15 protein-coding genes are annotated in these 21,475 nt (G+C 66.2%); 10 read left to right on the forward strand and 5 right to left on the reverse strand.

Annotated features, from left to right (window positions below):
• Window positions 1-80 precede the first annotated feature (80 nt).
• Complete coding sequence (bktB, locus tag ACFSM0_RS15755; RefSeq protein WP_377392599.1) at window positions 81-1,256, forward strand: beta-ketothiolase BktB; 1,176 nt, start codon at window positions 81-83, stop codon at window positions 1,254-1,256.
• Here the strand turns inward: bktB and pbpC are convergent, their stop codons facing one another.
• From pbpC to ACFSM0_RS15770, 3 genes are read right to left on the reverse strand one after another with little or no spacing between them, the layout of a single operon-like run.
• Window positions 1,257-3,299, reverse strand: coding sequence for a penicillin-binding protein 1C (gene pbpC / locus ACFSM0_RS15760; RefSeq protein ID WP_377392602.1), 2,043 nt, complete (start codon window positions 3,297-3,299; stop codon window positions 1,257-1,259). It abuts the gene before it with no gap.
• Window positions 3,296-8,740 carry an alpha-2-macroglobulin family protein gene (locus tag ACFSM0_RS15765; RefSeq protein WP_377392605.1) on the reverse strand — a complete coding sequence of 1,815 codons (5,445 nt, stop codon included), beginning with the start codon at window positions 8,738-8,740 and terminating at the stop codon, window positions 3,296-3,298. The genes pbpC and ACFSM0_RS15765 overlap by 4 nt, the downstream gene beginning before the upstream one ends.
• 31 nt (window positions 8,741-8,771) lie before the next feature.
• A complete protein-coding gene (locus ACFSM0_RS15770) occupies window positions 8,772-9,038 on the reverse strand; it encodes a hypothetical protein (RefSeq protein WP_377392608.1) in 267 nt (88 codons plus the stop codon).
• A 9-nt stretch (window positions 9,039-9,047) separates the two neighbouring features.
• Here ACFSM0_RS15770 and ACFSM0_RS15775 point away from each other — a divergent pair, with 9 nt between their 5' ends.
• Window positions 9,048-11,102 (forward strand): response regulator, encoded by a 2,055-nt coding sequence (locus ACFSM0_RS15775; RefSeq protein WP_377392611.1) that lies wholly within the window; start codon window positions 9,048-9,050, stop codon window positions 11,100-11,102.
• Here ACFSM0_RS15775 and recQ read toward each other — a convergent pair whose 3' ends face one another.
• Together recQ and ACFSM0_RS15785 are read right to left on the reverse strand one after the other, a co-directional pair.
• Window positions 11,103-13,169 carry a DNA helicase RecQ gene (recQ, locus tag ACFSM0_RS15780; protein ID WP_377392614.1) on the reverse strand — a complete coding sequence of 689 codons (2,067 nt, stop codon included), beginning with the start codon at window positions 13,167-13,169 and terminating at the stop codon, window positions 11,103-11,105.
• Window positions 13,170-13,457 (reverse strand): YggT family protein, encoded by a 288-nt coding sequence (locus ACFSM0_RS15785; RefSeq protein ID WP_377392617.1) that lies wholly within the window; start codon window positions 13,455-13,457, stop codon window positions 13,170-13,172.
• 140 nt (window positions 13,458-13,597) lie between these two features.
• Here ACFSM0_RS15785 and ACFSM0_RS15790 point away from each other — a divergent pair, with 140 nt between their 5' ends.
• The 8 genes from ACFSM0_RS15790 (at window position 13,598) to dxs (ending at window position 21,459) form a co-directional block, all read left to right on the forward strand.
• Entirely contained in the window at window positions 13,598-14,134 is a 537-nt protein-coding gene (locus tag ACFSM0_RS15790; RefSeq protein WP_377392620.1) for an acyl-CoA thioesterase, read from the forward strand.
• A gap of 102 nt (window positions 14,135-14,236) precedes the next feature.
• A complete protein-coding gene (locus ACFSM0_RS15795; RefSeq protein ID WP_377392623.1) occupies window positions 14,237-15,571 on the forward strand; it encodes an MFS transporter in 1,335 nt (444 codons plus the stop codon).
• A 25-nt stretch (window positions 15,572-15,596) separates the two neighbouring features.
• Window positions 15,597-16,499, forward strand: a complete 903-nt coding sequence (mepA, locus tag ACFSM0_RS15800; protein ID WP_377392626.1) for a penicillin-insensitive murein endopeptidase — start codon at window positions 15,597-15,599, stop codon at window positions 16,497-16,499.
• A complete protein-coding gene (locus tag ACFSM0_RS15805; RefSeq protein WP_377392629.1) occupies window positions 16,472-17,374 on the forward strand; it encodes an esterase-like activity of phytase family protein in 903 nt (300 codons plus the stop codon). Before mepA ends, ACFSM0_RS15805 begins: the two co-directional genes overlap by 28 nt.
• 93 nt (window positions 17,375-17,467) lie before the next feature.
• Window positions 17,468-18,088, forward strand: coding sequence for a queuosine precursor transporter (locus tag ACFSM0_RS15810; protein ID WP_377392632.1), 621 nt, complete (start codon window positions 17,468-17,470; stop codon window positions 18,086-18,088).
• A gap of 344 nt (window positions 18,089-18,432) precedes the next feature.
• The gene (locus ACFSM0_RS15815) at window positions 18,433-18,675 is read left to right on the forward strand and encodes an exodeoxyribonuclease VII small subunit (RefSeq protein WP_097070726.1); all 243 of its coding nucleotides are present in this window, start codon (window positions 18,433-18,435) and stop codon (window positions 18,673-18,675) included.
• A complete protein-coding gene (locus ACFSM0_RS15820) occupies window positions 18,675-19,541 on the forward strand; it encodes a polyprenyl synthetase family protein (protein WP_377392636.1) in 867 nt (288 codons plus the stop codon). Before ACFSM0_RS15815 ends, ACFSM0_RS15820 begins: the two co-directional genes overlap by 1 nt.
• A gap of 7 nt (window positions 19,542-19,548) precedes the next feature.
• Entirely contained in the window at window positions 19,549-21,459 is a 1,911-nt protein-coding gene (gene dxs / locus ACFSM0_RS15825; protein WP_377392638.1) for a 1-deoxy-D-xylulose-5-phosphate synthase, read from the forward strand.
• Window positions 21,460-21,475: the final 16 nt, after the last annotated feature.

A 21,475-nucleotide genomic window follows, 5' to 3' on the forward strand; every position in this document is an offset into this window, starting at 1 on the left:
ACGTGCCGTCACGCGCGGGGCCGGGGTCTTCTCGGTGGCGTGGCGCGGGGCTAACCTTCCTCCGTTCAAGGGAGGAACACATGACCAACATCGTCATCCTTGCGGGCGCCCGCACCGCAATCGGCAGTTTCGGCGGCAGCCTTGCAGGGTTTGCGCCGATTGAGCTTGCGACGCTGGTCAGCAAGGCGGCGCTCACCCGCGCCGGTGTTGCCCCCGAGCAGATTGATCAGGTGGTGTTCGGTCACATCCTCAACACCGAGCCGCGGGATCTCTATCTTTCGCGCATGGCCGCGGTTGGGGCGGGGGTGCCGGTGGGAACTCCGGCGATGAACGTCAACCGGCTCTGTGGCTCGGGCGTGCAGGCCGTGGTGTCGGCCGCGCAGGCGCTCATGCTCGGCGAGGGCGATTTCGCGCTGGCGGGCGGTGCAGAGGTGATGAGCCGCGCGCCCTATATTTTGCAGACCGCCCGGTTTGGCCAGAAGATGGGCGACACGAGCGCGCTCGACATGATGACGGGCGCGCTCACCTGCCCCTTCGGCACCGGGCATATGGGGGTGACGGCGGAAAACGTTGCCGCCGAGTATGGCATCCCCCGCGCCGCGCAAGATGCCTTTGCGCTTGAAAGCCAGAACCGCGCCGCAGCGGCCTTGGCGGCGGGGGTTTTCGCTGCCGAGATCCTCCCGGTCGAGATCGCGTCGCGCAAGGGCACGGTGCTGTTTGCGCAAGACGAGCATCCCAAGGCGACTTCGGCGGAAAAGCTTGCCGCGCTGAAGCCGGCATTCCAGAAAGAGGGCACCGTGACGGCGGGCAATGCGAGCGGCATCAACGATGGCGCCGCAGCGCTTATCCTCGCGCGGGAAGAGGCGGCGCTGGCAACCGGGCTCAAGCCGATCGCGCGGATCGTCGGTTCAGCGGTGGCCGGGGTGCGGCCAGAGGTGATGGGGCTCGGGCCAATTCCGGCCGTGCGCAGGCTGTGCGAAAAGACCGGCTTGAAGATCTCGGATTTCGACGTGATCGAGAGCAACGAAGCCTTTGCCGCGCAGGCTCTTGTGGTCAGCCAGGATCTTGGTCTCGATCCGGCGAAGGTGAACCCCGATGGCGGCGCGATTGCGCTCGGTCATCCGGTCGGCGCCACGGGGGCGATCCTGACGGTGAAGATCGTGCACCGGATGCAGCGCACCGGCGAGCGGCTCGGCCTTGTGACGATGTGCATTGGCGGCGGGCAGGGGATCGCGCTCGCCCTTGAGCGGCTCTGATCAGGGCCGCAGCACCACGTTGCGATGCGCGGCGCGCCCCTGCGCATCAAGCACGGTAAGGGTGACAAAACCGGGGCCCGCGAGGTTCAGCACCGTTTCGCGGCCCCGCGTGCCGACAAGGATCGGCGCGCCATTGGCAAGCCAGGTGAAGGGCGGTGCGCCGCCGCGCAGCTTCACCAAGAGCCCCGCGCCCGCAGTCTCGATTTCGGCACCATCGGGCGGGAAAGTGACTTCGGGCGCGCCGGTCACGGTTTCGGCAAAGGCAGCATCCCGCGGGCGAAACCGTTGCAGCGGTTGCGGCAGGCGCGCCGTGGGCAGCAAAAGCGTGGCGGGGGGCGGCGCGGGCAGGGGGGCACGCTCTGGCCCGATCCGGTCAAAAAGCTCAAACAGGATCGGCGCCGCAAGCTCGCCGCCAAAGGCGCCGGGCACTGGCGTGCCATCGGCCCGCCCCATCCAGACGCCTGCCACATGCCGCCCGTCATACCCCAGCGCCAGCGCGTCGCGGTGGCCGTAAGAGGTGCCGGTCTTGTAAGCGATGCGGTTGGCCGCCGCGCCGGGGGGCGGCGGAATGTGAACGAGAATATCCCCCACCTGCCAGGCCGCGACGGCGCCAAAAAGCTGGCCCTCCCGCGGCCCCGCGCGGCCTGCCTCGGCCGAAAGCGTGACCGGGCGGCCAAGTCGGGCCAGCCCGGCATAGGCCTGAACAAGATCTTCAAGGCTGATGCCGAGCCCGCCAAGGCTCACGGCAAGGCCCGGCGGCGCGCTTGAGGGCAGCACCGGCCTTGCGCCGGCCCGCCGGAGCGTTTGCAACACCCGCTCCGGCCCCAAAGCCTCGGTCAGGCTGACGACCGGGATATTGAGCGAGAGCGTGAGCGCGCGCCGCACCGTTACCGTGCCGCGAAAGCTGCGGTCAAAATTTTGCGGCCGCCACGGACCGAAGGCGACCGGGCGATCCTCGATCAGCGTTTCGGGATGGGCGAGGCCATCGTCAAAGGCGAGCGCATAGACAAAGGGCTTGAGCGTCGAGCCGGGGGAGCGCGGGGCCTGCGTCAGGTCCAGAAAGCCCGCGCGGTTCGTGCTGGTCCATTCCGCGCCGCCAACCTCGGCAAGGATCTCTCCGCTCTGGTGATCGGCCAGCACCATCGCCACCGAAACCTGCCCGCCTTGCCCGGCAATGGCGCGTGCGGCGAGCTTTTGCGCCGCCCGCTGCAGCCGCGGGTCGATTGTTGTCTCGATCCGCGCGCCCGGAGCGGCCGCAGCAAAGAGCCGCTCGGTGAGATGGGGGGCCAGCGCGGGAAAATCGCGGCGCCGCGCCGGGATCGGCTCGGCCTTGGCGGCGAGGGCGGCATCTGCCGCAAGGCGGCCCGATGCCACGAGCCGGTCCAGCACCCGGTCGCGCGCCTCCTTTGCGTCTTTCGGGTTGCGGTCGGGGCGGCGGCGCTCGGGCGATTGCGGCAGCGCGATCAGCAGCGCCGCCTCGGCAGGCGTCAGGCGCCGCGGCTCCTTGCCGAAATAGGCGAGCGCGGCCGCGCGCAGCCCCTCCAGGTTGCCGCCAAAGGGCGCGAGGCGCAGGTAAAGATCAAGGATCTGCGCTTTTGTCAGCCGCCGCTCAAGCGCGAGCGCGAGCCGCGCTTGCCGCGCCTTTCCTGCAAGCGTGCCGGTGGGCCCATCTTCCAAAAGCCGCGCCACCTGCATGGTGAGCGTGGACGCGCCCGAGACGATCTGGCGATGCCAGAGCATCTGCGCCGCAGCACGCAGCACCGCGACCGGGTCCACCCCGTGATGGTGCCAAAAGCGCCCATCCTCAAACGCCACGAGGTCTTTGAGGTAGGCCGCATCCACCGGGCCGGGGGCGAGCCGCCAGCGCCCGTCCGCCACCGGAAAGGCGCGCAAGAGCGTGCCGTCGCGCGCCAGAACCTCGCTGCCGACCGAAACGGTGAGTGGCGGCAGATCGGTGGCCGCCACCCAGTCGTCAAAGCTGTCGCGCGCCCCTGCCGCCAGCGCCAACGCCAGCGCAGCGGCAAGGAAAAGCCGCGGTCTCACTCGATCAGGACCGTCCCGGTGGCGCCATGGGCGCGCATTTCGGGGCGATACATGTCTTCGACCGAGGCGGCCGGGTGCAGGAACTGCCCCGGGCTCACCGCGCGCACGATATAGGCGAGGCGGAACGCATCCTTGGATTGCCAATCCACCGCGGCGCGGAATTCCTCTTGCCGGAACTCGGTCATCCGCGGTTCGTCGAGCACGTCAAGCCAATCAAGCGCGGCCACATCGCCGCCGCGGATCAGGTTCGGGTTGTCGATCTCGAAGCCTGCGGGCAGCGGGTCGGAGACCATCAGCCGCCCTTCCTGACGCCCCTGCGGCGTCACTTCGAGCACGGTCACAAGGCGCGTGCCCTGTGCCACATGCGCCACGTCCACCGGCTTGCCCTCAAGCGTGTAATAGCGCCGGTTGATGGCCCAGCCCTTGCCGCCTGCGGGCTCCGCCACCTCGGGCACACCGACCGTGGTGAGCGTCAGGGTGGCGGGCTTCGCGCCGGAATTGCCGATCACGAGCGATCGCCCGGCCGTCTCGGCGTCGATCACTTTCACAAGCGGGCCGGTCACTGGCGCGCCATCCACCGTCAGCCCTTCCATCCCGGGCCGGTCGATCAGCGCATGCGCGGCCAGCAGGGTCCAGCTGGCCTCCTGCGTCGAGAGCGGCACCTGCCCCAGACGGCCCGTTACCGAGGCGCCAACGGTTTCCATGTTCACCGCCTGCGAGCCCGCTTCCGAGGCCAGCGCCAGCACGGCGGCGCTGTCGCGCAGCGCTGTTCCATAATCGTCGCGCCAGAGCGGTTTTTCAGTGACGCCCTCGCGGATCAGCCGCCCGGCGCGGGCAAACATCGCATCGGCCCGCGTTTGATCGCCATAAGAGGCGAGCGCCGCGCCAAGCTGGGCCGCGGCAAGCGGGGTGGCGAAATCATCCCCCTTCACATCGGCATAGTAGCGCAGATCACCGACCGCCGCGGCGCCTTCACGCGCCAGCACCATCAGCTGATAGGCCAGCACCTTGCCGCCACCATTCGAGCTGGCATCAAAGTCGGGCGCGTAATTCACCTGATTGCGCAGATTGTCGAGCGCGTTGCGGAAGGCGGCATCGGGCACCGGGTGCCCCTCCTTGCGCGCGCGGCTGAGGAAGTCGGTGACATAGGCATCCAGCCAGCCATCGCCGGCTTCGGCCTGCCACAGGCCAAAGGCGCCGCTGGCATCCTGGTTCGTCAGCACCTTGCGGATCGCGGTGTCGATCCGGTCCCCCAGATCGGCGGGGGAGGCGAGGCCCATCGTCTCGGCCACCGAACTGAGGTAGAGAAGCGGCATCGCCTTGGAGGTCACCTGCTCGGTGCAGCCATAGGGGTAGCGGTCGAGCGCGGCGAGCAGCGCGGGGGTGTCAAAGCTCGCGAGCGGGCCTGCCGCCAACGTGGCGGAAGCCGACCCCGGCAGGAAGCCTGCAAACACATTGGCGTCAAAGGTGAAATTGCTGCCTGCCGCCAGATCGAACCGCGATTGCCGTGCGACCTCGGGGCTGAGGTTTTCCACCGTGACTTTCACGGTTTTCTCGAGCAGCCGTCCATCGGGCGTGGTGAGGGCCACGCGGATCTGCTGCACGCCTTCCGCCATCGGCGCGGTGAGCGGCACCTCAAGCGCGGCCTTGCCGCGTTCGGCCAGATCGAGGCCGGAGGGTGTGGCGCCAAGGGTCAGCCCCGCGGAGGTGACATCGAGCCCCATCCGGCCCGCGGGGCCGGTGGCATGCACGATCTCCAAGAGCAGCCGCGAGCGGTCTCCGGGCGCCAAGAAGCGCGGCAGCGAGGCGGTGACCACCACCGGGTCACGCACCAGCACATCGGCGCTCGCCTGCCCGACGCCGGTTTTTGACCAGACCACGGCAGAAAGCCGCACCGTGCCATTGAAGGCGGGCATGTCAAAACTGGTGTGGATCACGCCATTCTCATCCGCCGTCAGCGCGCCGGAGAAATACGCCACAAGCTCCTCTGTCGGCGGCGGCGCCTGCATCGACATTTGCGGCTCGCCGTCCCCGCCCGAGCGGATCACGCCGGCTTCGCCCGCGCGCCCGTCGATCAACCGGCCATAGATGTCGCGCAGGCCCACCCCGAGCCGGCGCTGGCCAAAATAATGCGCTTGCGGATCGGGCGCCTTGAAGGCCGTAAGGTTCAGGATGCCCAGATCGACCGCGGCAATCGTGGCATGCACGGTCTCGCCGGGCGAAATGCCATCAACCTTGAGCGCCACCGGCAGGGCCGCGCGCGGGTCAGAGGCCGCGGGCACATCAAAACGGGCGCGAAGCGCATGCGCGCCGGGGTCCACCTTGGCATAGGCAAGGCCAAGCGCGCGGTCGGGCGCGCGGTCGGGCGCGGGGTCGCCAAGCGGGCGCAGCACGGAGGCGGTGACATAGGCGCCCGCACCCCATTCCTCGGTGACGGGCAGCGCGATCTTGTTTTCGCCCGCCGTCACATCCACGGCCTTGAGCGAGATCAGCCGGTTTGAGAGCACGGAGACGAGCGCCACGCCTTTTGTCGGCGCAACGATGCGCAATTGCGCGCTCTCGCCTGCCTTGTAATCGGGCTTGTCGAGCGCGAGTTGCAGCCGGTCCGGGCTTTCAAGCACATCGGCGGGGGCATACCAGCCCGCGTCAAAGCCGTAGCTTGCCACGGTGACGCCCTCGCCGTTCTGGATCACCAGCTCGTAATCGCCCCAACCCACCTTTGCGGCAATCTGCATCGGCTCCAGCGTGCCGGTTGCCCCCGACCCTTCAGCCACGCGGCTGCGCCGGGTCATCGGCTCCCAGTTCCAGTACCCGTCCATCGCATACCATTGGTAGCGCGTTTCGACCCGGTTCACGACCCAATGGAGCGGCTGCGCCACGGGTTTGAGCCCGGCATCAATCGCAACGATCTGGAACTGCGCTTGTGCCCCTTCGGCGAGCGAGTCGTCTGCAAAGAGCGGCTTGATGCCGACGACCGGCTCGGGCGGCATCACCAGCCGCGAGATCGACCGTTCCACCGGCCGCCCCGAGCCTTCGCGCACGCGCAGCGTGAAGGTGGCTTGCAGCGGGCGGCCCTGTTCAAAGCCATCGTCGGGGATCTCGGCCCAGATCTCGGCATGGCCGGTCTCATCGGTCTCGGCAGGCTCGATCGTGCCCCATGTGGTCTCATAGGTCTCGTCGTGGCGGCCAAAGCGATAGCCTGCGAACCCCGGCAGATCTTCTGCGGCCTTCATCGTCAGATCGCCCTCGGTCGCGAGCCCGGCGCCCGGCGCCCCAAAGAGATAGCGCGCATCAAGCCCGACCTGCGGCAGATCCCCCCCGGCAAGAACGCCGTCGGGCAGGCTGAGGTCGAAATCGATCCGCTCGGGCAGGAAATCCTCGACAAGGATCTTGGTCGAGGCGAGCGGCTGCGCTTTCGGATCGGCAAAAACATCCAGCCGCCAGGTGCCGCGGGGCGCCTGCGCGCCAATCGGCAGCGCCACGGTTTGCCCGCCATCGCCCGCAACTGTCGCGAGAAGGCGCGAATATTCCACCCCGTCAGGGCGCATCAGAACCGCGGTGAGCGGCAGGCCCGGGAGCGCGGTTGCGGTCGCATCGCGCGCCAGAAGCGTGGCATTGACGGTCTCGCCCACGCGGTAGGCGCCGCGGTCCGTGGTCAGGAAAACATCGATCGCGGGCGCGGGCGGCAGCCCCGCCACGCCGCGGTCCGAAAGGTCGAATTCGGCATCGGAGAGCGACAGGAACGCCAGATCATCACCGCGCCGCACCGAAACGAGGCCGGGCGCGGCATTGCCCGCCCCGGCAGTGAGCGCCGCGTCGAAATGCGCCACGCCATCGGCATTGGTCGTCACCGTGGCGAGCACGCTGTTGGCTTTGGAAACCAGCTCGACCTCCGCGCCCGCGACGGCCGCCGCATCCGAAAGACCGCGCACCGCGACGGTGAGCCCGTCTGTGCCGGAGAAACTGGTCATACCGAGATCGGAAATCGCAAACCATTGCGCTGCGGGCGGCTTTTCCCATTCATCGGCGCCCGGAACGCGGGCCACCAGCACATAGACCCCCGCGCCCAAGGGGCCCGTCACATCCTGCACCGGCAGGCGGGTGGTGACATCACGGTTCACCTCGCGCTTCACCTCGGCGGTGCCGTGCCAGACTTCCTCGGCCATCTCATCGGCAAGGTTGCCAAGGCTCCAACTGTCGAGCGAGCTGGCAAAATAGCCGTTGCGAATGGTTTCGATCAGGTTGCGGTCAGAAACGCGCAGGATCTTCAGATCCAGCGTCTCAAGGTTGACGCTTTCGACCGGCACGCCGTTATCGGCGCCGCGCGGCAGGATATAGGCGCGGCCCGGAAAGCTCACCGAGAGGGCGCGGTCGCGCACATAGGCGGTGATTGCGGTATCCTTGGCAAGCGTGTCGCCCGCGCCGTCAGGCAGGCCCTTGCGGAAGGTCAGCGTGTAGCGGGTGCCATGCGTGAGCCCGCCAATGCAGAGCTGGCTGCCCTCGGCCTCCACCGTCAGCCCGGGCGCGGGCAATTGCACGAAGCTGGTGTAATCGACCCCGGTTTTCGCCAGATCCTCGTTGAAATTGGCGCAGATGCGCGGGCTGGCGCTATCAGCCTCGACGGTGTGCTCAGAGATGCGGAAGCCGTATTTGCCCTCGGCATCCTTCAGCGCATCGGCAATATCGCCGCGCGGCGAGAGGGTTGCGGCAAACCGGAGCGCGCCCAGCATTTCGCGGCTGCGCTCCGCTTTCTCGAGCAGCTGCGCCATCACGAGAAGCGCCTGCGCCCGCTCCGCGGGGTTCGCGGCGCGCAAATACCCGTTCACCGCCGCAGAGACATGGCGGGCAAGGGTGCTGGAATTGCTCTCCCCAAGCCCCTGAGCGGCGTAATCGGTCCACAGATCAGGGGCATCGGTGAGCACGATCAGCGCGCCGGTCAGCCCACGCATCCGCGCCCGATCCCCCTGCGCGCGCGCAGCACTCAGCGCGCCGCGCAGCTCCGCCTCAGAGGCGAAATTCGTCATGTGCTGGCGGCCCATCGCAGTGGCAAGCTCGGATGCCTCTGCAAGCGCGCCCTCTTGCAGGAAGCCAAGGTCCGCCGCGCGCGCCTGAGCCCGCGCCTCCGCACCCTTCGCGGCGCGCACAACCATCCCCGAAAAAGCGCCCTGATAGGGGGTCATGCCGCTGATATCGGCTTTCGGGAAGCAGGAATTGTTGCGCGCATTGAAGGTGATGGCCTCGCACCCCGGATCTTGCAGGCAGGCTGCCTCGCAGCCCTCAAGCGTGGTGTCGAAGATCTGCGCAAGGTCGCGCCCGGCGAGGTCCATCCCCTCGGCAATCGAAAGCCGCTTTGGCGGGATCAGCGGTGTGCCCTCGGCCAGAACGGGCAGCGCCGCCAGAATCGAAAATGAAACGGCAAGGAAGGCTTTGGGCAAATGCATAACGACCTCCAACAGGTTTGCGCGAATGCTCTCACCCTTCGGTCTGCTGTTCAACGATGAAGCTCACGCGGGCGTGTGTTAACCGCAATTTCACCGGAATCTGTGAGCGTGCCGGAAAGATTTCGGACGGGTGTCGGACATGGAAGCCGCATTGGCGGAAAAATTGGCGCAGGAACGGCGAGCCCGGCTTGCCGCGGAGCGGCTCCTGGAGCAGAAGAAGCGCGAACTTTTTTCTGCAAATCAAAAGCTTGCTTTGCATGCACGGGCGCTTTCCGATCAGATCGTGCAGCAGCGCCACGGGCTTCAGATGGCGCTGACCGAGGCCGCCTCGCTCAAGGGCGAAAACTCCAAGGTGCGGTGCGATCTCGAGCGCGCGGAATCGGTGGCGATGATCGCGCAGCGCCGGCTCTGGGACGCGCTTGAAACGATCCGCGACGGCTTCGCGGTCTATGACAGCGATCTGCGACTCGTGGTGGCGAACAAGGCCTATCTGTCGTTCTTCCATGGCGAGATCGCCGTGACTGCCGGGGTCACTTATGATTCGGTGCTCAAGATCGTTGCCAATCATCAGATGATCGACATGGCGGGGCGGGACCCGCTCGATTGGCATCACGACATGATCGCCCGGATCCGGCGTGAGCATATCGACCCTGTTGTGTTGCGCACGCGCGAGGGGCGCCACATCAAGCTGATCGACCGCTGGGGGGCGGATGGCGACCTTGTGTGCCTGTCGCAAGACATCACCCATATCATCGAACGCGAGCGCGAACTGGAAGAGGCGCGCAACAAGGCCGAGGCGGCGAACCGCGCGAAATCGGCCTTCCTCGCCAACATGAGCCATGAGATCCGCACGCCGATGAATGGTGTGGTCGGAATGGCCGAGCTTCTGACCGAGACCGATCTGACCGAGGAGCAGCAGCTTTACGCCGAAACGATCCGCTCGTCGGGGGAGGCGCTGCTGACGATCATCAACGACGTGCTCGACTACTCGAAAATCGAGGCGGAGCGGCTCAAGCTTTACCCCGAAGTGTTCGACCTTGAGCGCTGCCTGCACGAGATCATGGTGCTCCTGCAGCCCTCTGCCAAAGACAAGGGGCTGAAACTGCTCGTTGATTACGATCTGTTCCTGCCCACGCGGTTTTTGGCCGATCCGGGGCGGATGCGGCAGATTCTCACCAACCTTCTGGGCAATGCGGTCAAGTTTACCCATTCGGGCCATGTGCTCGCCCGGGTGGTGGGGTTTGATCGCGGGCCGGATGCCTACGAGGTGCATGTGACGGTGGAAGACACCGGGATCGGCATTTCGGCGGAGAACATCGAGCACGTGTTCGGCGAGTTCAATCAGGTGGAAAGCACCTCGAACCGCCGCTTCGAGGGCACCGGGCTTGGCCTTGCGATCACGCGGCAACTGGTGCTTCTGATGGGCGGCTCGGTCTGGGTTGACAGCAATGTGGGGGAGGGCTCGTGTTTCGGCTTTATCGTCACCTTGCCGCGCGCCGAACCCGCCTCGCAAATCGGGCCGACCCCGCCCATGACCCTGCGCGCCGCGCTTGTGGTTGATGATCTGCTCGTGAACCGGGTGATCCTTGAGCGCCAGCTTGAGACCTACGGGCTTGAGGTGACGCTGTGCCGCACCGGCGCGGAGGCGCTCAACGCGGTCGAAAATGGCGGAAGTTTCGACGTGGTGCTGACCGATCACCACATGCCCGATCTCGACGGGATCGAACTGTCACGCCGCCTGCGCGCGCGCGGCACCGAGACGCCGGTTTTGCTGCTCACCTCCGACAGTTCCGCGATGGAAAATGCCGAGGCCGATGGCACGCTTTTCGGCTGCCTCGAAAAGCCGGTGCTGCGCTCGGATCTGTTCCGCATGCTGCAAAAGATCTCGCTGCGCCCCGCGCCAGAGCCCGCGCCACCGCCCGCCCCGGTGCCGCCGCCCGCGCCGGTAAAACGGGCAATGCGCGTGCTCGCCGCGGAGGACAACCGCACCAATCAGCTTGTGTTCGGCAAGATGGTGAAAGACCTCGATATCGAGTTGCGCTTTGCCGGCAATGGCCGCGAGGCGGTGCAGGAATGGCAGAGCTTCAAGCCGGATCTGATCTTCATGGATATTTCGATGCCGGAGATGGACGGGCGGGAAGCAACGCGGGCGATCCGCACCGCCGAATTTGGCACCGGCGCGCATGTGCCGATCTGTGCGCTCACCGCGCATGCGATGGAGGGCGACAGTGAGTCCATTTTCGAGGCGGGGCTTGATCACTATCTGACGAAGCCGCTCAAGAAAGCCTCGATCACCGAGCGGATCCGCGCGTATCAACCCGAGGAGGCGCGCCCGGTGCTGCCCGAGGCGGCGGCAAGCTGATCAGCCCGCCTCGGCGATGATCGCCAGAAAAGTGGCACCAAAGCGCTCGATCTTGGCCTCGCCCATGCCGCCGATGCGTTCCAGCTCGGCGCGGGTGCGGGGCTTTGTTTCGGCAATGCGCCGAAGCGTGGTGGCGGTGCAGCACAAGTAGCGGTCGTGCCCGTCCGTGCCGCGCGAAAGCTCGCGCTGTGCCTCTTCGAGCGCGTCGTAAAGCGGCCCGGCGGTGCTGCCCGCGAGCTTGCGGCGCGCCGGATGGGGCGGCGTGGCGGCCTGCGCCCCGGCGATCACCTCCAGAAAGGCGGCGCCGTAGCTTTCGAGCTTTTTCGCGCCGACGCCACTCACCCGCGCGAAGGCATCGAGGCTGGCGGGGCGGGTTTCGGCCATTTCGATCAGGGTGCGGTCGGGAAAGATCATATAGGCGGGCAGGCCCGCGGCCTCCGCAAGCGCGCGGCGTTTTGCTTTCAACGCAGAAAGGAGCGGTGCGTCCTCATCGGCGACAAGCGCCTTGGCCACCGGCGTCGCGCGCCCCTTGCGCACAAGATCGCGGCGCAGGGTGATGCTCTCCTCGCCGCGCAAAATCGGGCGGGCACGTGCGGTCATCACCAAGGCGCCGTGGCGGGCCGTATCGGGGCGGACAAGGTCATGCCCCTGCATCTGCCGAAAGATCGCCTGCCACTCGGAGCGCGAGAACTCGCGCCCCACGCCAAAGGTGGGCAGCCGGTCATGGCCGCGGGCGCGAATGCGGTCATTGCTCTGCCCGAGCAGGATCTCGATCAGATGGCCGGCGCCATAGCTTTCTTCCGTGCGCAGCGCCGCAGAGAGGGCCTTGCGCACCGCCTCGGTGCCGTCAAAAAGATCGGGCGGTGTTTCACACAGATCGCAATTGCCGCAGGGCTCCGAGCTTTCGCCAAAATAGGCCAGAAGGCGCTGGCGGCGGCAACCCGTGGCTTCGGCCAGCCCCAACAGCGCATTGAGCCGCCCATGATCGGCGGCCTTGCGTTCATCGGGCGCAAGCCCCTCGTCGATCTGCTGGCGTCGAAAGCGAATGTCATCGGCGCCGTAAAGGGTGAGCGTTTCGGCGGGGGCTCCATCGCGGCCCGCGCGGCCGATCTCCTGATAATAGCTCTCGATCGACTTCGGCAGATCGGCATGGGCGACCCAGCGGATATCGGGCTTGTCGATCCCCATCCCGAAGGCAACCGTGGCGGTGACAATCAGCCCGTCTTCGCGCTGGAACCGTGCCTCGACGGCGCGGCGCGCCTCCGCCTCCATGCCGCCGTGATAATGGCAGGCGGGGTGGTCTGCATCGCGCAACGCTGCCGCCAGTTGCTCGGTCTTTGCGCGCGAGGCGCAATAGACGATGCCCGATTGCCCGCGCCGTGCCGCGGCGAAATCAAGGATCTGCTTGCGCGGCTGGTCCTTCGGCTCGAAGGCGAGCGCGATATTGGGCCGGTCAAAGCCGCGCAGAAAGGTGGCGGGGGCGCGGCCCTCGAACAGGCGCGTCACGATCTCGGCGCGGGTTTCCTCATCGGCGGTGGCGGTAAACGCGGCCAAGGGCACGCCAAGCGCGCGCTTGAGATCTCCGATGCGCAGGTAATCGGGGCGGAAATCATGGCCCCACTGGCTCACGCAATGCGCCTCGTCCACCGCGATGAGCCGCGTTTTTGCCCGGCGCAGCAGCGTGGTGGTGCCGCCCCCGGCAAGCCGTTCGGGCGCGATGTAGAGCAGCTTGAGCGTGCCCGCGTCAATCGCCTCGAACACGGCCTCGGTTTCTTCCTCGGTGTTGCCCGAGGTGAGCGCCCCCGCCGTCACCCCGGCCTCTCGAAGCGAGCGCACCTGATCGCGCATCAGCGCAATCAGCGGCGAGATCACCACGGTCAGGCCATCAAGGCAAAGCGCGGGCAACTGGAAGCAAAGCGACTTGCCGCCGCCCGTGGGCATGATGGCGAGCGTGTCGCGCCCCGCCAGAACCGCCCGCACGATCTCTTCCTGCCCCGGTCGAAAGGCATGGAATCCGAACACCGAGGCAAGCAATGCCTCGGGCGTGGGGGCCGGCTCTGCGGGCATTCAGATGCCCAGAAGCCGCTGGATGAAGATCATCGCGATGATCACGATCATCGGCGTCAGGTCGAGCCCCTGCATCGGCGGCAGGATCCGGCGGATCGGGCCATAAAACGGCTCCAGCGCGCGCGAGAGCAGATCCCAGAGCTTGTAGACAAGCGGCTGGCGCATGTTGAGCACGTTGAAGCTGATCAGCCAGCTCATGATCACATGGGCAAGGATCACGAACCAAAGGATCTGGAACACGAGTTGCAGGGCCACGAGAACCCCGTAAGGCAGGAAGGAAGAGAGCATCGGATACCTCCGCAAGGTTTCGAGACAGGTAAGCGAGCCGCGCCCCGCTTGCAACCGCCGTGAAGGCCGCATTTTCCGCAACGGTAATGTTGACCGGATCGCTGCGCTGCGGCAGGACGAAAAAAGCAGGGGAGGGGCCGATGTATCCGATCATCCGCATGGTGAAGGCGATTGTCGCATCGCGGGGCAAGCGCCGCGATATTCTGGAACCGATTTCGACCTGGCATCGCGCCTGGCCTTGGGACATCGACCCCTGGAAAGACCTCAACAATGGCCGCATCGTGACGCTGTTCGATCTGGGCCGGATTGCGCTCGCCGCGCAGACGGGGCTCACCGCCACGTTGATGAAAAACCGCTGGGGCATCGTGGTGGCGGGCAACACCACGCGCTACCGCAAGCGCATCACCATGTTCCAGCGCTTCGAGATGCGCACCCGCTGCCTCGGCTGGGATCAGCGCTTTGTTTATATGGAGCAATCGATGTGGCGCAAAGACGCGTGCTGCAACCACATCCTGATCCGCGGCGCGATCACCTCGAAAGCGGGCATCGTGGCGCCGCAACAGGTGGTGGAGGCAATGGGGCACAGGGGCGAGAGCCCGGCGCTGCCTGCTTGGGTTCAGGCCTGGATCGCGGCGGATCACGAGCGCCCCTGGCCGCCCGAGACGCCCGCCGCCTGAGCACGCCCGCCCCGCAAATGGCACGGCAGAGGTAAATCTTGCGCGGTGCTCCGGTTTCGGGCTTGATTTGATCAAACGGGTCCGGGGGCGGCAGGGGGCAGCATGATCACGCAAAAAAAGCGCATCTGGGGATGGTGGTTTTTCGATTGGGCGAGCCAGCCCTATAACACCCTTCTCATCACCTTCATCTTTGCCCCGTTCATGAAGGTGCTTTTGGGCGATGGCACCGCCGCGCAGGAGGTCTGGGGCTATGGCATCGGCGCGGCGGGGCTGATCATCGCGCTGGCCTCGCCCTTCCTTGGCGCCATTGCCGACAAGACCGGGCGGCGGATGCCGTTTGTCTGGCTCTTCTCGCTCATGTATGTGGCGGGCGCCTGGGGCCTGTGGTTTGCCGAGCCGGGCAATTTCAGCCTGATCCTGGTGATGACCTCCTTCGCCATCGGCATGATCGGCATGGAATTTGCCACCTCTTTCACCAATGCGATGCTGCCCGATCTCACGGATCGGGAAACGCTTGGCAAGGTTTCGGGCTCGGGCTGGGCCTTTGGCTATATCGGCGGCATGATCGCGCTGATCATCATGCTCACGCTTTTGCAGGCCAACCCCGACACCGGCAAAACCCTGATCGGGCTTGATCCGGTGTTCGGGCTCGATGTGAAGAGCCGCGAAGACACGCGCATCGTCGGCCCGCTCACCGCGGTCTGGTATGCGGTCTTCATGATCCCGTTTTTCCTCTGGGTGCGAGAGCCGCGCCATGCGGGCGCCGTGCCGATCTTGCGCGCCTCGCGCGAGGCCTGGCCGGAATTGCGCGAGACGCTCTCCCATCTGCCCCAAAAGCCGAGCCTCTTCGCCTATCTGGCGGCCTCGATGTTCTACCGCGATGCGCTCAACGGCATCTTCATCTTCGGCGGCATCTATGCGGCGGGCGTGCTCGAATGGTCGATCACCCAGATCGGCCTGTTCGGCATTCTGGGCACGATCACCGGGGCCACCTTCGCCTGGGTCGGCGGCAAGGCGGATGACCGTTTTGGCCCGAAGGCGGTGATCGTTTTCACCCTTGTGATGCTGACGCTGGTAACGATCGGGGTTGTGTTCGTGGCGCGCGAGAGCGTGTTTGGCCTCGCTGTCGGGCCGGAAAGCAACCTGCCCGATATTGCCTTCTACATCCTCGGCGGGCTCATCGGCGCGGGTGGCGGCGCGCTGCAATCGGCGTCGCGCACGATGATGGTGCGCCAGTCCGACCCGGAAAAGATGACCGAAGCCTTTGGCCTTTATGCGCTCACCGGCAAGGCCACCGCGTTCATCGCCCCGCTCTCGATCGGGCTCGTGACCGGGCTCAGCGGCAATCAGGCGATTGGCATCACTCCCATCATCGTGCTTTTCGTTCTGGGCCTGATGCTGCTAGCCTTGGTGAAGACCGAGGGCGATGCGCCCTGACCGCCCCGAGCCGGAAGGAGCCCCGATGACCCCGATCCGCCTGCTGACCGCCGCCCTCATCGTGATGCTTGCCACAAGCGGGGCGCAGGCAGAGCCGCTCGCGCGCAGCCTGTTTGGTGCCAAGGCCTCCCCCACGGCCGGGCCGTCACAGCCGGTTGGCACCTATGCGCGGGGCTGCGCGGCGGGGCTTGTGGCGCTGCCGGAAACGGGCCCCACCTGGCAGGCGATGCGGCTCAGCCGCAACCGCAACTGGGGCCAGCCGCAACTGGTGCAGTTTCTCGAAGATCTCTCAAGATACGCGGCGACCTTGCCGGGCTGGAGGGGGCTTTATATCGGCGACCTCAGCCAGCCGCGCGGGGGCCCGATGACGGGCGGGCACGCAAGCCATCAGATCGGGCTTGATGCCGATGTCTGGATGTTGCCGCCCGCGTCGCTGCGGCTCAGCCGCGCGCAGCGCGAGAGCATTTCGTCGATCTCGATCCGCACCGAGGATCAGACCCGGATCAACGGCAACTGGACGCCTGCGCATATGGCGCTGCTCAAGGCCGCCGCCTCCGACCCGCGGGTGGACCGCGTCTTTGTGGCCGCGGCCGCCAAGATCGCGATGTGCAATCAGGCGACCCGTTCCGACAAGGCGTGGCTGCAGAAGATCCGGCCGATCTATGGCCATAACACCCATTTCCACGTGCGGCTCAAATGCCCGCCCGGTGCGCCGCTTTGCGAGACGCAAACGCCCACCGTCGCGCAGCTCTCCAAGGGCGGCGATGGCTGTGACGAGACGCTGAACTGGTGGGTGACGACGTACCTGGAAGAGTTGCGCCACCCGCCCAAACGGCCCAAGCAAACGGGCCCGGCACCGAAGAACGCCAAGACCTACGTGATGTCAGATCTGCCCGCCGAATGTCGCACCGTCCTCTCCGCGCCCTGAGCCTCATTGCTCTGATCGCGCTCTTTCTGAGCAGCGCGACCGGCCAAGAAGCCCACGGCCCGACGGTTTTTGTGCAAAGCTATGTCTGGCGGAACCCGGACAAAGCCTTTGGCGGCTTTTCCGGGATCGAGCTGGATGCGCGTGGGCAAGACATGGTTGTTCTGTCAGACCGCGCAACGCTGTGGCGCGGGCGTATCCTGCGCGACGCCGCGGGCCGCATCGCCAGCGTGCAAACAAGCGGCCCGGTCGCGCTCCACAGCAGCGAGGGCAAGCGGCTCGGTGGTGATGCGGGCGATTCGGAGGGTCTGGCGATGACCCCGGAGGGGCGGGTGTTCGTCTCGTTCGAACGCCTCTCAAGGATCGTCTTTTACCCGATTGATGGCGGCCCCGCCGTGCGCCTGCCCCGCTACGAGGCGTTTCGTCATCTCCCGCCGAACGATGCGCTCGAAGCTTTGGCCATCGGGCCGGACCGGGCGCTTTACACGCTCCCCGAGGGCGATGTGACCCATGTCGGCCAAACCCCGATCTGGCGGTTCAAGGAGGGCGTCTGGACCCAGCCTTTCATGATTTCGCGCGAGGGGCGCTGGAAGCCGGTTGGCGCCGATTTTGGCCCGGATGGGCGGTTTTACCTGCTGGAACGCGACTTTCGCGGCCTGTTCGGCTTTGCCTCACGGGTGCGGGTGTTCACGATCAGGGGCGACCGGATCAGCGCGGGCGCGGTGCTTTTGGAAACCCCGCCCGGGCGGCATGACAATCTTGAAGGGATCGCCGTCTGGCGCGACCAAAGCGGCGCGATCCGCCTCACGATGATCTCGGACGACAATTTCTTCCCGCTCCAGCGCACCGAAATCGTTGAATATGCCTTGCGTCGTTGAGGTTTTTCTTGACCGGCGGGCGGGCCGGGCGTAAGCCGCGCCGTCCGCATGAGGCGGGCCATGTCTCCGCTACCATGTAAAAACGGTGATCCAATGCGCTACCTGCCCGGCATCCTTGCCATGGCCGCCATCGTCGTGGCCTCCAACATCCTCGTGCAATATCTCTATGGCCAGTGGCTGACGCTCGGGGCGTTCACCTATCCGCTCGCCTTCCTCGTCACCGATCTGACGAACCGGCTGCAAGGCGCCCGCGCGGCGCGGCTTGTCGTCGTTTCCGGTTTTGTCGTGGGCGTGATCTGCTCGCTCATCGGCTCGCAGATCATGGGCGAATTTGGCCCGCTCGTCAGCTTCCGCGTTGCGCTCGCCTCGGGGCTTGCCTTCCTCGCCGCGCAACTGACCGATGTGACGATCTTCAACCGGCTGCGCGCAAAAGGCGGCTGGTGGACGGCGCCGCTCTTTTCCACCCTTGTCGGGGCCTCGCTCGACACGATGATCTTCTTTACCACGGCGTTCGCCGCCCAGCTTGCCTTCCTTGAACCCGGCAATGACGTGGCCTGGGCAAATGAGGTCTTGCCGCTTCTGGGCGTCGGTCCGGCCGTGCCGCTCTGGATTTCGCTGGGGGCAGCCGATTGGAGCGTAAAAATCGCGCTTGCGGTCATTGCACTGGCGCCGTTTCGGGCAATTATCTGGCGGTTCTCGCCAAAACTTGCGTAAATTTACTTGCCATATACCAGATCTGTGCCACCCTTTCCTTATCGGCAACGCATTGAAAGGAGGTGGTCCAGTGTCTAGAGTGATATTGGAGAGAGGTGTCGGGACAGTCAGGGGGGCCGAGGCCTGAGGGCAACCCCAAGGGTTTCATCCCTGGCTGGGACGGAGGATCTGATCCAGACCCTAACCGGACCATCTCCGTAGATCTCGGGGGCTGCGAGGTAAATCCCGCGGCCCTTTTCGTTTGCGACTTATCGACCGGGGAGCCGTTTCGGCGCCCCTTTTTCGTTTCCGGGGCTGGAATTGCCGGGCGCGGCGTGGCACTCCAGAGGGACGTGGAGGGGCCGATGACGGATGACGATATTTCCAAGATGACGTTCGAACAGGCGATGGCCGCGCTCGAACAGGTGGTCAATCAGCTCGAACGTGGCGAGGTGGCGCTGGATCAGTCGATCGCGCTCTCCGAACGCGGGGCAAAGCTCAAGGAGCGCTGCGCGAAACTCCTCAAAGAGGCCGAGGAGCGGGTTGAAAAGATCATGCTCGGCGAGGGCGGGCAGCCCGTGGGCACGCAAGCGGTGGAAGGTCTGTGATGTTCGAAGAACGTCTGAAAGAGGTGCAAGACGCGGTCGAGGCCGCGATGCAGGCGGCAATTGCGGCGTTTCCGCAAAGCGATCTGCGCGATGCGATGGCCTATGCGGCGCAGGGCGGCAAGCGGTTGCGCGCCTTTCTCGTGCTTGAATCCGCGCGAATCCATGGCCTGACCGACGCACAGGCGATGCCTGCCGCGCTCGCCATCGAGGCGTTGCACGCCTACAGCCTTGTTCATGACGACATGCCCTGCATGGACAATGACGACCTCCGCCGCGGCCTGCCGACGGTGCACCGCAAATGGGACGAAGCCACCGCCGTGCTGGTGGGCGATGCGCTCCAGACCCTCGCGTTTGAGCTTTGCGCCGAGCCGGTGCTGGGCGATGCCGCGCACCGGATCGAGCTGGTAAAAGCGCTCGCCGTCGGCTCCGGCGCGGCAGGCATGGTCTATGGGCAGGCGCTCGACATCGCCGCCGAAACCGCCGCCACGCCGCTTTCGCTTGACGACATCATCAAGCTGCAGGCGGGCAAGACCGGGGCGCTGATTTCTTTTGCCGCGCAGGCCGGCGCCATTCTGGCGGGCGCCGATCGCGCCCCGCTCGCGGCCTATGCCAAGGCGCTGGGCCTTGCCTTTCAGATTGCGGACGACATCTTGGACGTGGAAGGCAGCGAGGAAACGGCGGGCAAGCGGCTGGGCAAGGATGCCGATGCGGGCAAGGCCACCTTCGTCTCGCATCTCGGCCTCGCGGGCGCCAAGGCGCGCGCCGCCGAGCTTGTGGCCGAAGCTGTCGCGGCGCTTGAGCCCTATGGGCCTGGCGCCGAACCCCTGCGCGATGCCGCGCGTTTCGTGATCGCCCGTGACAAGTGAAAGACCGATGAGCCAGCCGCCAATCACCCCCGTTCTCGACCGTGTCCGCCTGCCCTCCGACCTGAAGGCCCTGTCTGACCGCGAGTTGCAGCGCCTTGCCGAAGAGCTGCGCGCCGAGACGATCTCGGCGGTGTCGGTGACCGGCGGGCATCTTGGCGCCGGGCTTGGGGTGATCGAGCTGACGGTTGCGCTTCATGCCGTCTTTGATTGCCCGCGTGACAAGATCATCTGGGATGTAGGCCACCAGTGCTACCCGCACAAGATCCTCACCGGGCGGCGGGAGCGGATCCGCACGCTGCGCACCAAGGGCGGGCTCTCGGGCTTCACCAAGCGCTCCGAAAGCCCCTATGACGCCTTTGGCGCGGGGCATAGCTCCACCTCGATCTCGGCGGCGACGGGCTTCACCATGGCGCGCGAACTGGGCTCGGAATGCGGGGATGCGATCGCGATCATCGGCGATGGCGCGCTCACCGGCGGCATGGCCTTCGAGGCGCTCAACCACGCGGGCCACCTTGGCAAGCGCATGTTCGTGGTGCTCAACGACAATGAGATGTCGATCGCGCCGCCCGTGGGCGCGCTCTCGGGCTATCTCACCCGGCTTTATGCCGAGGCGCCCTTGCAAGACCTCAAGGCGATGGCGAAAGGCGCGGTGAGCCTGCTGCCCGAAACGCTGCAAGAGGGCGCGCGCCGCGCAAAAGAGATGCTCAAGGGCATGGCGCTGGGCGGCACGCTGTTTGAGGAGCTGAATTTCTCTTATGTCGGCCCGGTTGACGGGCATGACCTTGAGACCCTTCTGCCGCTCTTGCGCACGCTCAAGGCGCGTGCGACGGGGCCGGTGCTGATCCATGCGGTGACAAAGAAGGGCAAGGGCTATGCCCCCGCCGAAAACCGCCCCGACCGCGGCCATGCCACGGCGCGCTTTGATGTGCTCACCGGCGCGCAGGTCAAGGCGCCGTCGAACGCGCCGAGCTACACCAAGGTTTTTGCCGAGGCGCTGATTGATCAGGCAAGCCGCGACGAAAAGATTGTTGCCGTGACCGCGGCGATGCCCGAGGGCACCGGGCTCAACCTTTTTGCCGACCGGTTCCCGCGGCGCTGCTTTGACGTGGGCATTGCCGAGCAGCATGGCGTGACCTTTTCGGCGGGGCTGGCCGCCGGGGGGATGAAGCCTTTCTGCGCGATCTATTCCACCTTCCTGCAGCGCGGCTATGACCAGATCGTGCATGACGTGGCGATCCAGCGGCTGCCGGTGCGTTTTGCCATCGACCGTGCGGGTCTTGTGGGTGCCGATGGGGCAACCCATGCCGGAAGCTATGACATCGCCTTTCTGGCGAACCTGCCGGGCATGGTGGTGATGGCGGCGGCCGACGAGGCCGAGCTTGTGCATATGGTTGCCACGGCGGCGGCGCATGACGAAGGGCCGATTGCCTTCCGCTATCCGCGCGGCGAAGGCATGGGCGTCGATATGCCCGAGCACGGCACACCGCTTGAGATTGGCAAGGGCCGGATCGTGGCCGAGGGCGCGCGGGTCGCGATCCTCTCCTATGGCACGCGTCTGGCCGAGGTGCTCAAGGCGCGCGAGGCCCTGGCCGCGCGCGGCATGGCGCCCACTGTGGCGGATGCCCGCTTTGCCAAGCCGCTCGATACCGAGCTGATCTTGCGGCTCGTGGCCGAGCATGAGGCGGTGATCTGCATCGAAGAGGGGGCCGTGGGCGGTTTTGGCTCCCATGTCGCGCAGTTCCTGAGCGCGCAGGGCGTGTTCGACCGCGGCTACAAGTTCCGCGCGATGGTGCTGCCCGATACGTTCATCGACCATGCCAGCCCCGAAGATATGTATGCCAGCGCCAAGATGAACGCCGAACATATCGAGGCGAAAGTGCTCGAACTGCTCGGCGTTGCCGTGGCGAAGCGCGCCTGACCTTGCTTTGGGGCGG

This window comes from Rhodobacter lacus (assembly GCF_042683065.1).
Lineage (GTDB): Bacteria > Pseudomonadota > Alphaproteobacteria > Rhodobacterales > Rhodobacteraceae > Rhodobacter > Rhodobacter lacus.

Bases quoted from the DNA above. Each gene is read 5' to 3' on its own strand.
- ACFSM0_RS15810 (WP_377392632.1), top strand. From the start codon at position 17,468: ATGCGCTACCTGCCCGGCATCCTTGCCATGGCCGCCATCGTCGTGGCC.
- ACFSM0_RS15775 (WP_377392611.1), top strand. From the start codon at position 9,048: ATGGCGCTGACCGAGGCCGCCTCGCTCAAGGGCGAAAACTCCAAGGTG.
- bktB (WP_377392599.1), top strand. From the start codon at position 81: ATGACCAACATCGTCATCCTTGCGGGCGCCCGCACCGCAATCGGCAGT.
- ACFSM0_RS15765 (WP_377392605.1), bottom strand. From the start codon at position 8,740: ATGCATTTGCCCAAAGCCTTCCTTGCCGTTTCATTTTCGATTCTGGCG.
- recQ (WP_377392614.1), bottom strand. From the start codon at position 13,169: ATGCCCGCAGAGCCGGCCCCCACGCCCGAGGCATTGCTTGCCTCGGTG.
- ACFSM0_RS15795 (WP_377392623.1), top strand. From the start codon at position 14,237: ATGATCACGCAAAAAAAGCGCATCTGGGGATGGTGGTTTTTCGATTGG.
- ACFSM0_RS15785 (WP_377392617.1), bottom strand. From the start codon at position 13,457: ATGCTCTCTTCCTTCCTGCCTTACGGGGTTCTCGTGGCCCTGCAACTC.
- ACFSM0_RS15790 (WP_377392620.1), top strand. From the start codon at position 13,598: ATGTATCCGATCATCCGCATGGTGAAGGCGATTGTCGCATCGCGGGGC.
- ACFSM0_RS15815 (WP_097070726.1), top strand. From the start codon at position 18,433: ATGACGGATGACGATATTTCCAAGATGACGTTCGAACAGGCGATGGCC.
- mepA (WP_377392626.1), top strand. From the start codon at position 15,597: ATGACCCCGATCCGCCTGCTGACCGCCGCCCTCATCGTGATGCTTGCC.
- ACFSM0_RS15820 (WP_377392636.1), top strand. From the start codon at position 18,675: ATGTTCGAAGAACGTCTGAAAGAGGTGCAAGACGCGGTCGAGGCCGCG.
- dxs (WP_377392638.1), top strand. From the start codon at position 19,549: ATGAGCCAGCCGCCAATCACCCCCGTTCTCGACCGTGTCCGCCTGCCC.
- ACFSM0_RS15805 (WP_377392629.1), top strand. From the start codon at position 16,472: ATGTCGCACCGTCCTCTCCGCGCCCTGAGCCTCATTGCTCTGATCGCG.